Below are 13,891 nucleotides of genomic sequence, written 5' to 3'. Positions count from 1 at the left end.
CCACACTGCCCTGGCCCTAAACCGCCCGCCCCTTCCACCGCTTGCCCGGGAGGAGGGCCCGGAGGTAGACGGGGAGGAGGAGGACCGGGGCCAAGGGGGTGAGGAGGGCCTGCCAGGGGGTTCCCCCCAGGGCCCTTTGGGCCACGAGGCGCTCCAGGAGCCCCAGCGCCCCCAGGTCCCAGCGCCCGAGGAGCCAGGGGAGGGTGTAGAGGGAAAGGTGGTAGAAGGCGCTTCCCAGGAGGACCGCGGGGTTCTTGAGGTGGATTTCCAGGAAGTTCTTGCTAAACCCCTCCACCACCTCCCGGTAGCTGCGGTACATCTCCACGGAAAAAAGGGCCGTGCCCAGGGCCAGGCGGAACCTATGCGCCCGCCTTGCCAGGGCCACGTCCTCCAGCACCTCGCCCCGTACCGCCTGGTGGCCTCCTTGGGCGAAGTAGGCCTCCCGGCGGAAGGCCAGCACCTGGCCGTTGGCCACCCGCAGGGCCTCCAGCAGGGGATGGGGCAGGAAGGAAAAGAGGCCCCCCATCACGAAGGGCACCGTGGCCGCCACCCAAAGCCCCTGGGCCTCCTGTTGGGGCAGGGCGGAGAGGAGATCCACCCCCTCCAGAGCCCCCAACAACCCCCCCAGGGCCCCCTCCCGCCAGCGCACGTCCGCGTCGGTGAAGACCAGGACCTCCCCCCGGGCCTCCTGGGCCAGCTGCCAGCAGGCCCAGTTCTTGCCGGTCCACCCCGGGGGGAGGGGCTTGCCCTTTAGGAGGCGGAAGCCCGGTTGGCCCCTTCCCAGCTCCAGGGCCACCTCCGCCGTTCCGTCCTCCGAGCCGTCGTCCAGGACCAGGACCTCCAGGGCGCCCTGCCGCAGGAGGGTGGGGAGGGTGCGCCTCAGGTTTTCCGCCTCGTTCCGGGCCGGGACCAGGAGGGAGACCGAGGGGTGGGCGGGGGTGGGCCTGGGCCCCAGGCGGGGGAAGCGGAGGAGGTTGTGGAGGAGGGCCAGCCAGCGCAGGAGGAGGAAGAGGAAGACCCCGAAGAAGAAGTCAAAGGCCTGGAAGGGGTTCATAGCCGCTTTAGGGCCTCCACCAGGGGGCGCACCCGCTCCTCCAGGCTCCGCCGCCCCCGTAGGACTTCCCGGAAGCCCTCGGGGACCTGGCGGGGGTGGGTCCGGGCCAGGAGGGCATCCAGGTGGGCCAGGAGTTCCCCCAGGGGCCTGGAGGGGTCGTCCCCCGGGGGGAGGGGTTCCCCCACCCAGAGGAAGGCCTCGGGGTGCTCAAAGCCCCTGAGGACCACCCGGCAGGCCACGGGGAGAAGGGGCACCCCGGCCCGGGCGGAGAGCCAGGCCGCCCCCGGGCGTAAGGGGCCCAGGGGGCCGGGGTAGCGCATCTCCCCCTCGGGGAAGACCGCCACCCACTCTTCCCGCCCTAGGCGGCGCAAGGCCTCCCGCACCCGCCCTGCCTCCAGGGCTCCCGCCAGGGCCAGGATGGGGAAGGCCCTCAGGTTCTCCTCCGCCACCAAGAGGCTCAAGGGGCGGCGGTGGCGCCTCCCCAGCAGCCAGACCAGGTGGCCGTCAAAGTAGCTGTGGTGGTTCATGATGAGGACCAGGGGACCGGGCGGCACCTCTCCCCTGAGGTAGACCCCCCGGAGGCTTCGCTGGAGGGAAGCCCAGAGTATGCCCTCCACCAGGGCTTTGAGCAGGCGGGCAAAGGGGCGTTTTGGGCTAAGCCTCATCGCAGGCGCCTCAGGGCCTCGGGGTGCCAGGCCAGGAGGAGGCCCTGCACCACCGCCAGGTTGGTGAAGAGGAAGAAGACCATCTCCTCCAGGGGCAGGCCGCAGGGCTTCACCCCCAGGGTGTAGGCCTCGGAGATCCACCAGATCCCCTCCCGGGCGATGGCCCAGAGGTCGGCGAACCAGAGGTAGAGGGTGGGGAGGAGGACCCCAAGGAGAAGAGGCCTGCGCCAGGCCAGGAGGAGATCCCCCCCGAAGGCCCACTGCAACAGGAAGACGGGGGAGAAGTAGGCCAGGATGAGGCCCAGGTAGAGGTAGGGGCCCCCCAGGGCCAGGAGCATCACGCCCGAGGCGGTCAGGAGGAGCCAGAAGCCTCCGCCCACCACCCGGGCGAGGCCCGGGCCCGGGCTTGGGGGCTCCCCCGCCAGGCGGAGGAGGAGGGCCCCGGTGAGGAGGGGCTGGAGGAGGAAGAAGAGGTATTCCTCCAGGGGCACGTACCCGATGCGGAAGAGGACCCGCCCCTCGGGGTAGCCCCAGACCCCCTTCCAGACCAGGTAGTTGTCCCAGGGGGTGGTGTAGAGGAGGGCGATGAGGGGCATGAGGAGGTAGGCGAGGCGCCTTGGAGGCCTGGGCCGGGCCCAGAGGAGGAGCAGGAGGAGGGGGGGCAGGAGGAAGACCAGGTGGAACTGCAGGTAGGTCATGCCCCCTCCAAGGTAACCCACAGGCCCCCTTGGGGCCGCAGGGTGACCCCGGCGTGCACTCGAGGCTCGGGAAGGGGGGCGAGGCGGAAGCGGCGGAAGAAGGCCATGAGGGCCACGGGGCCTTCCAGGAGGGCGAAGTCCCGCCCCAGGCAGAGCCTCTTGCCCAGGCCGAAGGGGAAGTACCGCCCGGAAGGGGTGCCCCTTTGCCCCAGGAAGCGCTCGGGCAGGAAGGCCTCCCCCTCGGGGAAGTAGAGGCGGTGGGTCACGTAGGGGGAGAGGACCAGGGTGGTTCCCGCGGGCACCCCTTCCTTCCCCAGGTCCCAGGGGGCCTCCGCCTTCCGGGTCAGGATCCAGGCGGGGGGGTAGAGCCTTAGGGCCTCCTGGAAGGCGGCCAGGGCGTGGGCCTCGCTTTGGGCCACCTTTTCCTGCCAGTCGGGCCTGTGGGAGAGGAGGTAGAGGGTCCAGGAGAGGGCGCTGGCCGTGGTCTCGTGCCCCGCCACCAGGAGGGTCTTGGCCTCGGCCAGGGCCCTCTTCCGGGGAAGGGAGGAGAGGGGGGGGGTTTGCAGGAGGGGGAGGGCCGCCGCCTCGAGGGCCTTTTTGTGCTTTTGGAAACGCACCTCCGCCAGGAGGTCCAGCCGGGAGAAGGGGTTTTGCATCCTGGCGATGATCCGTTCCAGGGCGGAAAGGGCCAGCTCGGCGATCCCCTCGGGGAGGGGCCGGCCCCAAAGGGCCCGGCCCAGGAAGCGCAGGGAGAGGTGGAGCATCTCCCGGTCCAAATCCCGCCTCTCCCCCGGCCTCCAGGGGGCGAAGAAGGCCTCGGCCTCCTCCTCGAGGGCCGGGCGGTAGGCGGCCACCGCCTTGGGCAGGAAGGGGTCCTTGAGGGCCTTGCGGGCCGCCTTGTAGGCCTCCCCCCAGTCGGTGAGGAGGCCCCGGCCCGTGAGCCGGGAGAGCTCCCGGTACTGGAAGGTGGCCTTCACGTCCGGCCCCAGGAGGACCCGCTCCACCCCTTCCGGGTCAAAGACCAGGTGGAGGGGCATCCCGGGGAGGGGGAGCCGCAGGCGGGGGAAGGCCCGGCCCCAGGAGAGGAGGGTGGCGAGGGGGTCTTCCCGGAGCCGCCTCAGGTCGGGCAGGGCCTCTTTGAGGTTCAAGGTGGCGGTCATGGGGCCATCTTAGCGGCGTACGAGGGGGCAGTAGCCCGTGCGGGCCATGAGGAAGGCCAGGAGGGTCTTTTCCTCCCGCAGCGAGGCCAGGAGGAGGAAAAGCGCCCCAAGCCCGTAGCGGAACCGGGTGATGGCCCTAAGGGTCCTCTGGGGGTCTTTCACCTGGAACATGCCCCAAGCCTACCCTGGGGACACCCCCCGGGGGTGTAGCCCGGCCTACCCTCGCACCAGCTTTTGGGCGAGGTCCAGGTAGCGCCTGCGGGCCTCGAGGAGGTCCACCACGGGGTCCTGGGGTTCATAGGAGGGGTACTCCGGCGCCCAGCGGCGGAGCCAGGTCCCCTCTGGGTCGTGCCGCTTGCCCTGCTCCACCAGGTTGAAGACCCGGAAGTAGGGGGCGGCGTCCACCCCCAGGCCCCCCGCCCACTGCCAGCCCTGGAGGTTCTGCGGGGTATCCCCGTCCAGGAGGAGGTTCTTGAAGAGGGCTTCCGCCTTCTGCCAGGGGAGGAGGAGGTACTTCACGGCAAACTGGGCCACCGCCATCCGCGCCCGGTTGGAGAGGAAGCCCGTGGCGTGGAGCTCCCGCATGGCGGCGTCCACCAGGGGCACCCCCGTCTTGCCCAAGTACCAGGCGGAAAGGAGTTCCTCGTCCTCCTGCCAGGGCAGCGAGGCGAAGCGGGGATCCAGGGGGTGTTCCCGCATCCCGGGGAAGTGGTAGAGGAGGTGGTAGGAAAAGTCCCGCCAGAGGAGCTCCGCCACCCACTTCCTGGCCCCCTCCCCGCCCCGCCTGAGGGCCTCCCAGGCGGCCTGGCGGGGGGAGAGGACCCCCAGGGTGAGGTAGGGGGAAAGCCGCGACCCCCCCGCCCCGTCCAGCCGGTCCCGCTCCTCGTGGTAGCGGGGAAGCCCCTCCTCCAGGAAGCGGATGAGGCGCCTCCAGGCTGCCTCCTCCCCGGGCTCGGGCAGGGGCACGCCGGCGGCCTCCTCCGGCACCTCCCCTTCCTCCGGGGCCCGGGGCAGGGCCTCAGGGGCGGGGAGGGGTGGGTCCACCCCCCGGAGGTTCCGGCTGAAGGGGGTGTAGACCCGGTAGGCCCTGGGGAGGTCCGGGGGGATGAGGTGGGGGGCGGGAAGGAGGTGGAGGGGGACGGGGAGGGCCTCCTCCACCCGGGCGTCCCGGTGGCGCCCATAGGGGGTGTAGCTCCTGAGGGCGTAGACCCCCTTGGCCTTGAGGGCCCGGGCCGCCTCGGGCACCTTTTCCCAAGGGAGGCCCTGGAGCACCCAAAGGGCCCCGCCCCGCTCCCGGTAGGCCCGCCTCAGGGCCCGCACGTTGGCCAAAAACCACGCCCGCCTCCTGGGGCTCGCCTGGGCGAGGTTGTTGGGGTCCAGCACCACCAGGCCCACCGCTGGGCCCTGGGCCAGGGCCTCGAGGAGGGCTGGGTGGTCGGCAAGCCGCAGGTCCGCCCGATGCCAAACCACGTACATGGCAGGAGCGTACCGGGCTAGGGCCTCAGGCTTCCGTAGCCGGAAGCCCGGTTTGGGAAAGCCGCAGGGCCCGCGGGAGGAGGCGGAGGCGCTCCCAGGCCCTGAGGTGGGCCCGCTGGTTCAGGTTGTCGTAGCCCATGAGCCGGAGCTTGTCCAGGATGCCCTGGTACTGCAAGGCGGCCAAGGCGATGGCCGCCCGGCCCACCCTTAGCCCCGGAAGGCCTTTCAGCCCCTCGCGGTAGAGCTCCCGGGCCCGCCTCTCCAGGTGGGCCATGAGGGCCCGGTACTCGGGGGTGACCCTGCCCTCTTCCAGGTGGGCAAGGCGCACCCCGTAGCGCTCCAAAAGCTCCTGGGGCAGGTACACCCGCCCCCTTTCCAGGTCCTCCCCCACGTCCCGCAGGATGTTGGTGAGCTGCATGGCCTGGCCCAGGAGGATGGCCTTCGCCTCCACCTCCTTCCCCCCGCCCGCGATGGGGGCGATCATCCGCCCCACGGTGCCCGCCACCTGGTAGCAGTAGGTGAGAAGTTCCGCCTCCGTTTCCAGGCGCACGGGGCCCAGGTCCCGCTCAAAGCCCTGGCGCATGTCCCAGAAGGCCTCCTGGGGGATGGGCCAGCGCTCCAGGGCCCAGGCCAGGCCCTTCTCCCATGCCTCCCGCGGGCGCCTTTCGTAGGCCCGCTCTACTCCCTCCCACCAGGCCACTAGGGCCGCAAAGCCTCCGTCGGGGCCGTCCACCGCCTCGTCCCCCAGGCGGCAGGCGGCGTACACCGCCCAGGCTCCCTTGCGCTCGGTGGGAGGGAAGAGGAGGCTTCCCAGATAGAAGGTGGTGGAATGGCGGCGGATAATTTCCACGAGGGGCTTCCAGTCGGGTTCCATGTTAAAGGCATTTTAAGTCCTCGGGTATGGGGGAGTTTTGTCCCGGGCACACTCTAAACCTGTACACAAGCTTGACAAAACTTGTTCACTTTTGTACCCTAAGGGCATGACCCGGCCTGGGGTGTACAGCATCGCCGAGGTGGAGGCCATGACCGGCTTCTCCGCCGAGGTCCTTAGGCAGTGGGAGAGGCGCTACGGCTTCCCCAAGCCGGAAAGGACGCCGGGCGGGCACCGCCTTTACCGGGAGGAGGACGTGGAGGCCCTCAAGGTGATCCGTCGCTGGCTGGAGGAAGGGGCCAGTCCCCAGGTGGCCATCCGCCGCTACCTGGCGCAGGAGGCGCGGCCGGAAGGGCTTCCCCAGGAGCTCCTTTCCGCCCTCCTGGCGGCGGACCTGCCCCGGGCGGAGGCCCTCTTCCGCCGCTCGGTCAAGCTCTGGGGCCCCGAGGGGGCCCTGCGGGGGGCCTTGGTGCCGGTGTTGAAGGAGGTGGGGGAGGCCTGGCACCGGGGGGAGGTGAACGTGGCCCAGGAACACCTGGCGACCCAGTTCCTGCGCTCCCGCCTGCAAGAGCTCTTGGACCTGGCGGGTTACCCCCGGGGGGCCCCCATCCTGGTGACCACCCCCCCTGGGGAGCGGCACGAGCTCGGGGCCATGCTGGCCGCTTACTACCTGAGGCGGCGGGGGTTTCCGGCCCTGTACCTGGGGCCCGACACCCCCCTTCCGGACCTGGAGGGCCTCGCCCGGGAGCTGGGGGCCCAGGCGGTGGTGCTTTCCGTCCTGTTCCCAGAAACCCTCAAAGCCCTTCCCGAGGGCTCCCTGAGGGGCCTTGCCCCCAGGGTCTTCCTGGGCGGCCAGGGGGCGGATGCCGAGACCGCCCGTCGTCTTGGGGCGGTCTATGCGCCGGATCTGGAGGCCTTGCTCAAGGCGTTGGAGGAGGGAGCATGAAGAGGTTTAACCGCAAAGAGGTGGTGTTTTTGGCCGGTGACCGGGCGGACACCCTGTACCGGTTGCAGACGGGTCTGGTGCGCATCGTGGAGCTCCTTTCCGATGGGCGCACCCTCACCCTCAGGCACGTCCTTCCCGGGGATTACTTTGGGGAGGAGGCCCTGGAGGGTAAGCGCTACCGCTACGCCGCCGAGGCCATGACCGAGGTGGTGGTGGAAGGGCTGGACCCTAGAACCATGAGCCATGAGGCCCTGCACCAGGTGGTTCGGAATCTGGCCCGGCAGATGCGCCGGGTCCAGGCCTACGAAACCCACCTGCAGACGGGGGAGCTTAGGGCACGCATCGCCCGCTACCTCCTCTTCCTGGCCGATACCCCGGCTTCCTACCGGGACGAGCGGGGCCTGTACGTGACCGCCTCCCACGAGGAGATCGCAGACGCCACCGCCTCCACCCGGGAGTCGGTGTCCAAGATCCTCTCCGACCTGCGCCGGGAGGGCCTCATCGACACCGCCTACCGCAAGGTGTACCTTTTGGACTTGAAAGCCCTGGAGCAGGAAGCGGAGGGCTTTCTGGAAGCCGCCTAGATGCGTGTCTTGGTGGTTGGAGGCACCGGGTTTGTGGGCCGCCACGTGGTGGCCCGGTTGCTCCAGGGGGGGCACACCCCCCTGGTCCTTTCCCGCACGCCCGGGGAACTTCCCAAAGGCGCCCTCCACCTCCTGGGGGACATCACCCGTGAGGTTCCCTCCCTTCATGGGGTGGAGGCGGCCATCTACCTGGCGGGGATCATCCGGGAAAGGGGCCAGACCTTCCGGGCGGTGCACGTGGAGGGGGTGCGGAACCTCCTGCAGGCCTTGAAACAGGCGGGGGTGGGCCGGGTGCTCCACATGTCCGCCCTGGGGGCGAGGCGGGGCACGGGAAGCCGCTACTACGAGACCAAGGCGGAGGGCGAGGAGCTGGTGCGGAGTAGCGGCCTGAGCTATGCCATCTTCCGCCCAAGCCTCATCTTCGGCCCGGGGGACGAGTTCTTCGGCGGGGTGCTCCGGGGCTTGGTCTGCGCCCCCTTGCCCTTCGTGCCCCTCATCGGGGACGGCCGCTTTCCCTTCCGCCCCGTCCACGTGGGGGATGTAGCCGAGGCCTTTGTCCAGGCCTTGGAGCGGGGCCTCGAGGGGACCTTTGACCTGGTGGGGCCCAGGGAGTACACCTTTCGCCAGCTCCTGGAGCTCACCATGGAGGTCCTGGGGCGGCGGAAGCCCTTCTTGCCCATCCCCCTCGGCCTCATGGACCTGCTGGTGCCCCTCCTTTCCCTGCTTCCCTTTGCCCCCCTCACCCGGGACCAGTACCTGATGCTGAAAGGGGGGAACACCGCCCCCTTTCCCGAAGCCCTAAGGGACCTCCTCCCGGCCCCCAAGGCCCTGGAGGAGGTCCTCCCCACCTACCTCAGGTGCTAGGCAGGCTCTTTTGGGGCCAGTTTTCCACCTCCAGGCGGCAGGCGGGGCGGAGGCGAACCCCCAGGGCCGTGCCCAGGAGGGCGAAGACCCCCCAGAGGGGCCCGTGGAGGCTGAAGGAGGCCGTGCCCCCCAGGTAGGCCCCGATGTTGCACCCCCCCGCCAGCCGGGCCCCATAGCCCATGAGCACCCCCCCCAGGAAGACCCCCAGGTGGGTGGCGAGGGGGATGCGCCTTAGGTCCCTAAAGCGGAGCGCCCCGCCCAGGCCCGCCCCCAGGAAGGCCCCCAGGAAAAGGCCGAAGTTGGTGACGCTGGTGGGGTCCTTGAGAAGGCTTTCCCCAAGCCTCTCGGCGAAGGCGGGGTTGTGGAAAAGGGCCCAGTCCAAAACGGGCAGGCCCAAGGCCTGGGCCAGCTTGCCCCCCCAGAGGGCGAAGGCCGCGGTTACCCCCCAAGGCCGCCCCAGCAGGAGGAGGATCAGGAGGCTGCCCACCGCGAGCACGGCGGCGCCTCCCGCCAGGCTCCAGGGGCCAAAGAGGGGATGGGTGGCCTCCTTGCGGAAGAGGGGTTCCACCCTGCCCGTGCGCCGCCTCTCCACCGCCCACACCAGCAGGTAGAGGAAGCCCAGGAGCCCCAGCCAAAGGGCTAGGCCCAGATAAGGGGAGGGGAACCAGGTGAGGGCGCTCCCCGGGGCCCAGGCGGGCAGGGCCTGCCAGAAGGGCAGGTGGAAGACCCCGAGGAGGGAGCCCACCATGAAGCCCAGGAGGACCAAAACCCCCCGGGTGTCGCCGCTCCCCGTGTGGTACAGGGTGCCGGAGGCGCACCCGTCCCCAAGCTGCATGCCGACGCCGAAGAGGAAAGCCCCCACCAGGAGGGCCAATCCCACGGGCACCGCGAAGCCCTGCACCGCCTGGCCGAAGGCCTCCCCCTGCACCAGGAAGGGGAAGAAGAGGAGGCACGCCAAGGCGAAGAGGAGGAAGTGGGCCCTGAGGAGCCTGCTTTCCCCCGTGAGGAGGAAGCGGCGGAAGCCCGAGGCGAAGCCGAACTTGGCGTGGAAGAGGGCCAGGCCCAGGAGGACCGCCACCCAGAAGGCCAGGAGCAGCCGGGTTCCTGAGGCCTGGTGGACCGTGTAGGAGAGCGCCAGGGCCAGGAGGGCGAAGACCAGGAGGGGCAAGGCTTGGGGTCGGACCGTCCCGTCCATGCCCCTCATAGTACCTATGAGCCTGTAAAAGTCAAGGGTATTTTTCCGCCCAGGGGGTGCGGGAAGGCTGCCCGGGGCAGCCCCCCTCCTTCCCCTTGGCCTCCACCATCACGTCCGCGGGGGCGGGCAAGGCCCCAAGAAGCCCCTCCCAGTCCGCCTCGGCCACGGCGAAGGCGTGGGCCCCGGGGCGCCTCGAGGGGTCTTGGCTCGCCAGGTGCACCTTGGGCTTCCCCCGCCAGGTGGGGAAGGCCAGGCCTAGGGCCTCCCCCAGGGAAAGCCGCCCTGGGTTCAGGGCGTGGTGCAGGGTGTCCACCACCGCGGGCACCCCCAGGGCCTCGGCGGCCCTTAACACCTCCTCCACGCCCCAAAGGCGCTCGTCGTTTTCCACGGCCAGGTGGCGGAGCACCCCCTTCTCCCCCCTAAGGTTTTCCACGAAGCGGCGAAGGGCCTTTTCCCGATCCCCGTGGGTTCCCCCCAGGTGAAGCACCAGGACCCCGTCCTCCGCGCCCAAAAGCTCCAAGACCCGGGCGGAGTAGCGCAGCTCCGCCAGGGAGCGTTCCACCACCTGGGGGTTTGGGCTTCCCGGGTTCACGTAGGGCCCGGGGTGCATGGAAAGCCTCTGGCCCAGGGCCCGGGCCAGGGCCCCAAGCCGCCGGAGCTCCTCCCCATGGGCCTTGGCCCAGTCGTAGGGGAAATGGGGATGGGAGGCGAAGGGCACCAGGTGCTGGCCGATGCGGAAGAGGCCGAAGCCCGCCTCCCGGTTCCAGCGGAGGATGCGCTCCAGGTCCTTCAGGTTCTCCGCCACCTTGGCCCGGACCCTTTCCTCCGTAAGGGAGGCCAGGCGGAGGGTGTGGTTGGTGCTGGCCCTGAGGGTCAGGTTCTCGCAGGGGTAGCCCAGGCGGATCATCGGCGCACCCTGGCCTCCAGGTAGACCTCCACCTCGTCCCGCACCTCCAGGAAGAGGAAACGGGGGCGCTCCAGGTCCCATTCGGAGAAACGGGTGCGGAAGCTTCCGCGGAAAAGCCCGTTGGCCGGGTCTCCCAGGAGCTCCCCCTCAACCCGTACGGGCCGCCGCTTCCCCGCTAGCTCCAGCTCCCCTTCCACCACGAAGCGGCTTCCCTCAAAGCGGGCCCTTTGGGGGTAGAGGCAGGCCCGGGGGTGGTCCTTGGCCCTGAGGATCTCCAGGGCCTTCTTGTCCCGCTCCGCGATCCCCGAGTCCCAGGCCGCCTGCTCCAGGCAGACCCGGCCCGAGGCCCGCTCCCCGTCCCACAGGACCTCCCCCCGGGCGGTGGGGTTTTTGGCCTCCCAGCTCCCCAGGGTGTAGAAGCCCCGGTAGCGGGCCTCCCCCTCCACCCGGTAGGGGGCTTGGGCCAGGGCCAAAAGGGGGAGGAGAAAGGGGAGAAGCCGCCTCAAGGCCTAAACCTCCAGCGCTCGCCCAAGGTGGCGTAATCCCGAAAGCCCAGGAAGAGGATGGGCCGCTCCTTGGCCTGGGGGGACCCCTCCACGTGGACCACGTCCCCCAGGAAGAGGGCGTGGTCCCCCTCCAGGGGGAGCTCCGCCACCCGGAGTTCGTACACCGCCAAGGCCTTCTCCGGGACCCAGGTGTGCCCAAGCCTCCGCGCGGGGCGGAGGGCCACCCCCAGCCTTTCCGCCTTGCGCACCCTCCGCCCCGAAAGGTAACCGGAGCGCACCACCCAGCCCCGTTCCTCCCAGGGGAGAAAGGCGAGGGCGGCCTCCCCCAGGGCCCGGAGGAGGGTGAGGGTGTGGTTTTCCCGGTCCATGGCGAAGAGGAAGCGTGGCGGGTTCTTGGACACGGGGGTCCACCAGGCCAGGGGCATGAAGTTCTCCCCCACGGAGAGGAGGGCGAGGCGCATGGGGTAGAAGAAGGCCCGATAGGGGGCTTGAGGGGTTTCCTGCGCCATGGCCTAAAGCTCCAACACCTCAGGGGGAGGTTCCCTGAGGACGCCTTCCAGCACCCGCCTTGCCGCCTCCTCCGGGGCAAGGGCCCCCTTGGGGGGGCCCCCAAGGGGGGTCCAAAGCCCCGTGGCCACCGCGGGGAGGCGCACCAGCACCAGGCGCACATCCTGGCGCCGCAGCTCCTTGCGGGCCACCTCAAGGTAGGCCTCCAGGGCGGCCTTCGCCGCGGCGTAAGCCCCGAAGCCCGGCACCCGCACGTAGGCGGGGTAGGCGCCGAAGAAGACCGCCCGGGCCCCTGGGCGGAAGCGGGCGTATTTGAGGGCGAAGGCGGCGGTGAGGAGGTGGGCGGCAAGCATCCCCTCGAGCCCATCCCGCCCCACCTCCTGCACCCCTGCCCGCCCTGCCCGGCCCACCGCGTGGAGGAGGAGGTCCAAGGGGCCTGCCTCCTCCAGGAGGGCCTTGGCCTCCAGCTCGTCCTCGAGGTCCGCGGGAAGGGCCTTGCCCCCCACCTCCGCTGCCAGGGCGCGGAGGGGCTCGGCCCGGCGCCCAGAAAGGAAGGGCTCTTCCCCCCGGAGGAGCCGGGAGAGGGCCTTACCCAGGCCCCCGGTGGCGCCCAGCACCAAAACCCGCATGCCTGAAAACTACGCCCTTTCCAGGAGGAGCTTTGTAGCCCAAGGAAACGTGGGCCCGCAAGGGGCCCAAGGGCGGGCCTGCCCCTTTAGGCCTAGGCGGCCTTGGTTTCGGCTCCGAAGCCCTCCTCGAGGCTCTTGGCCCGGGCGATGGCGAAGACCAGGGGCCGTAGATGGGCTTGGCGATCAGGTCGGCCAGGCTGTAGCCCATCTGGATGGCCACCCCCTGGCCTTGGCCCTCTACCCCTTCTTCCGCGACCCCCTGGCCGCCTACATGGGGGCGGTCTTTGCCCTCACCCTGCCCCACGCCTTGGCCATGGAGGCCTGGCTGCGGCGGCCTCCGCCTCCCGCACGATGGCCCGCGCCAGGCGCCCTTCCCCTCCCACCATCTTGGCTTGGGCTAAGGTCCGCCCATGGCTTTCCGGATAGCCTAGCTCCCGTGCGCGCGGTGGTGGTGGGGGCGGGCATCGGGGGGCTGGTGGCGGCCAGGCTCCTCCAGGGGGCGGGGTGGGAGGTGGTGGTCCTCGAGGCCCACACCTACCCGGGGGGCCTGGCGGGGAGCTTTCTCCACCGGGGCTTCCTCTTCCCCGCGGGGGCCACCCTCCTTTCGGGCTTTGCCCCCGGGGGGCCCCTGGCCCTCCTGGAGGACCTCCTGGGCCTCCGCCTTCCCGTGGAGCCTTACCCTCAGGGCTTCCCCCTCATGGAGGTCCTCCTCCCCCGGGGAAGGCTCCTTCGCCCCGTGGGGCGGGAGGCGGAGGGGGAGGTCCAGCGGGACTTCTTCGGGCCGCGGGTCCTCCCCTTCTGGCGCTGGCAGGGGGAGCGGGCCGGGAGGCTCAAGGCCCTGGCCTCCCGGCTCCCCTGGCCCCCGGAGAGGGAGGAGGTCCCCGCCCTCCTCCGCCTTTTCCCCGAGCTTCTCCCCCTGCTTCCCGACCTCTTCCGCCGGGTCTCCCGCCTGGCCCCGGAAGACCCCGATTTCCGCCTCTTCCTCCGGGCCCAGCTCCTTATCGCCGCCCAGACGGAGGACCCCTACGCCCTCTACGCCGCCTTGGCCTTGGACCTGCCCCACCTGGGGCCCGTGCGGGTCCTGGGCGGGGTGGGGGCGGTGGCCCGGGCCTTGGCCGAGGGCCTGGAGGTCCGCTACCGGGCCCGGGCCACCCGGCTCCTCCTGCGGGAGGGGCGGGCGTATGGGGTGGAGGTGGCCTATGGGGGGAGGAGGCGGGGGGAGAGGGAGGTGGTTCGGGGAGACCTCTTCCTCCTCAACGTCCCGCCCGAACCCCTCCTGGGCCTGCCCGAGGGGGCACCGGAGGACGCCTGGGGGGCCTTTGCCCTCTATGGGGTCCTGCCCTTCCGGGTGGACCCTCCCTTCTACCGGCAAAACGCCCGGGAGCGCCCCTTCGCCTTCCTCTCCCTGTTCCCGGAAGGGGAAAAGACCGTCTTCGCCCTTTCCCTTCACACCCCCTTGGCCCTTTGGGAAGGGCTTCCTTTGGAGGCGTACCGGGCCCTCAAGGCCCGCTGGCAGGAAAAGGCCCTGGCCCTGGGGGAGGCCCTCCTCTCAGGCCTCAAGGAGGCGGAGCTCCTCTTCGCCGCCACCCCCCGCACCTACCGCCGCTTCGCGGGGCGGCCCTGGGTGGGGGGGTACCCCCAGACCCACCCCTTCCGCTTCCCCCGGGTGCGCCTCCTGGCCAACGTCCTCCGGGTGGGGGGGGGGTCTTTCCCGGGCAGAGCGTCCCCGCCGCCGTCCTTTCCGGTCTGCGGGCGGCGCGGCTGGCCTGCTGGGGCCTAAAGGGTCCTTGGGCGGGGCAAATGTGAGCTACGCCCTTGTGGGCGGGCGG

16 protein-coding genes are annotated in these 13,891 nt (G+C 70.8%); 4 read left to right on the top strand and 12 right to left on the bottom strand.

The window, feature by feature from the left end; genetic code table 11:
* Window positions 1-16 precede the first annotated feature (16 nt).
* The 7 genes from BS74_RS06500 to BS74_RS06475 are packed head-to-tail and all read right to left on the bottom strand — an operon-like array spanning window position 17 to window position 5,927.
* Window positions 17-1,054, bottom strand: coding sequence for a glycosyltransferase family 2 protein (locus BS74_RS06500; RefSeq protein ID WP_038057151.1), 1,038 nt, complete (start codon window positions 1,052-1,054; stop codon window positions 17-19).
* On the bottom strand, window positions 1,051-1,719 hold the full coding sequence (locus tag BS74_RS06495) for a lysophospholipid acyltransferase family protein (RefSeq protein WP_038057149.1): 669 nt from the start codon (window positions 1,717-1,719) through the stop codon (window positions 1,051-1,053). Before BS74_RS06495 ends, BS74_RS06500 begins: the two co-directional genes overlap by 4 nt.
* On the bottom strand, window positions 1,716-2,417 hold the full coding sequence (locus BS74_RS06490) for a lycopene cyclase domain-containing protein (protein ID WP_038057145.1): 702 nt from the start codon (window positions 2,415-2,417) through the stop codon (window positions 1,716-1,718). The genes BS74_RS06495 and BS74_RS06490 overlap by 4 nt, the downstream gene beginning before the upstream one ends.
* The gene (locus BS74_RS06485; RefSeq protein WP_038057142.1) at window positions 2,414-3,577 is read right to left on the bottom strand and encodes a cytochrome P450; all 1,164 of its coding nucleotides are present in this window, start codon (window positions 3,575-3,577) and stop codon (window positions 2,414-2,416) included. Before BS74_RS06485 ends, BS74_RS06490 begins: the two co-directional genes overlap by 4 nt.
* 9 nt (window positions 3,578-3,586) lie before the next feature.
* Window positions 3,587-3,748, bottom strand: a complete 162-nt coding sequence (locus tag BS74_RS11915; protein ID WP_185747709.1) for a hypothetical protein — start codon at window positions 3,746-3,748, stop codon at window positions 3,587-3,589.
* A gap of 45 nt (window positions 3,749-3,793) precedes the next feature.
* Window positions 3,794-5,053 (bottom strand): deoxyribodipyrimidine photo-lyase, encoded by a 1,260-nt coding sequence (gene phr / locus BS74_RS06480; RefSeq protein ID WP_038057140.1) that lies wholly within the window; start codon window positions 5,051-5,053, stop codon window positions 3,794-3,796.
* A 25-nt stretch (window positions 5,054-5,078) separates the two neighbouring features.
* Window positions 5,079-5,927: a phytoene/squalene synthase family protein gene (locus BS74_RS06475; RefSeq protein ID WP_038057138.1), complete on the bottom strand. Its 849-nt coding sequence runs from the start codon at window positions 5,925-5,927 to the stop codon at window positions 5,079-5,081.
* A 106-nt stretch (window positions 5,928-6,033) separates the two neighbouring features.
* On the opposite strand from BS74_RS06475, the gene carH reads away from it, so the two are divergent.
* From carH to BS74_RS06460, 3 genes are read left to right on the top strand one after another with little or no spacing between them, the layout of a single operon-like run.
* Window positions 6,034-6,870 carry an HTH-type transcriptional repressor CarH gene (gene carH / locus BS74_RS06470; protein ID WP_038057136.1) on the top strand — a complete coding sequence of 279 codons (837 nt, stop codon included), beginning with the start codon at window positions 6,034-6,036 and terminating at the stop codon, window positions 6,868-6,870.
* Entirely contained in the window at window positions 6,867-7,454 is a 588-nt protein-coding gene (gene ldrP / locus BS74_RS06465; protein ID WP_038057134.1) for a transcriptional regulator LdrP, read from the top strand. The genes carH and ldrP overlap by 4 nt, the downstream gene beginning before the upstream one ends.
* Entirely contained in the window at window positions 7,455-8,318 is an 864-nt protein-coding gene (locus BS74_RS06460) for an NAD-dependent epimerase/dehydratase family protein (RefSeq protein WP_038057131.1), read from the top strand.
* Here the strand turns inward: BS74_RS06460 and BS74_RS06455 are convergent.
* Genes BS74_RS06455 through BS74_RS06435 form a run of 5 tightly spaced genes read right to left on the bottom strand, consistent with a single transcriptional unit; the run spans window position 8,308 to window position 12,062 of the window.
* Entirely contained in the window at window positions 8,308-9,513 is a 1,206-nt protein-coding gene (locus BS74_RS06455) for a YeeE/YedE family protein (RefSeq protein ID WP_038057128.1), read from the bottom strand. The two genes, BS74_RS06460 and BS74_RS06455, sit on opposite strands and share 11 nt — an antisense overlap.
* A 31-nt stretch (window positions 9,514-9,544) precedes the next feature.
* Window positions 9,545-10,420, bottom strand: a complete 876-nt coding sequence (gene uvsE, locus BS74_RS06450) for a UV DNA damage repair endonuclease UvsE (RefSeq protein WP_038057124.1) — start codon at window positions 10,418-10,420, stop codon at window positions 9,545-9,547.
* Window positions 10,417-10,926, bottom strand: a complete 510-nt coding sequence (locus BS74_RS06445) for a YceI family protein (protein WP_038057120.1) — start codon at window positions 10,924-10,926, stop codon at window positions 10,417-10,419. The genes uvsE and BS74_RS06445 overlap by 4 nt, the downstream gene beginning before the upstream one ends.
* Window positions 10,923-11,435, bottom strand: a complete 513-nt coding sequence (locus tag BS74_RS06440; protein ID WP_038057117.1) for a flavin reductase family protein — start codon at window positions 11,433-11,435, stop codon at window positions 10,923-10,925. Before BS74_RS06440 ends, BS74_RS06445 begins: the two co-directional genes overlap by 4 nt.
* Before the next feature lie 3 nt (window positions 11,436-11,438).
* Entirely contained in the window at window positions 11,439-12,062 is a 624-nt protein-coding gene (locus BS74_RS06435) for an SDR family NAD(P)-dependent oxidoreductase (protein ID WP_038057113.1), read from the bottom strand.
* A gap of 436 nt (window positions 12,063-12,498) precedes the next feature.
* On the opposite strand from BS74_RS06435, the gene BS74_RS06430 reads away from it, so the two are divergent.
* The gene (locus BS74_RS06430; protein ID WP_245606088.1) at window positions 12,499-13,842 is read left to right on the top strand and encodes a phytoene desaturase family protein; all 1,344 of its coding nucleotides are present in this window, start codon (window positions 12,499-12,501) and stop codon (window positions 13,840-13,842) included.
* Window positions 13,843-13,891: the final 49 nt, after the last annotated feature.

The organism is Thermus amyloliquefaciens (genome assembly GCF_000744885.1).
Lineage (GTDB): Bacteria > Deinococcota > Deinococci > Deinococcales > Thermaceae > Thermus > Thermus amyloliquefaciens.
This window is presented reverse-complemented; position numbering and strand designations above follow the sequence as displayed.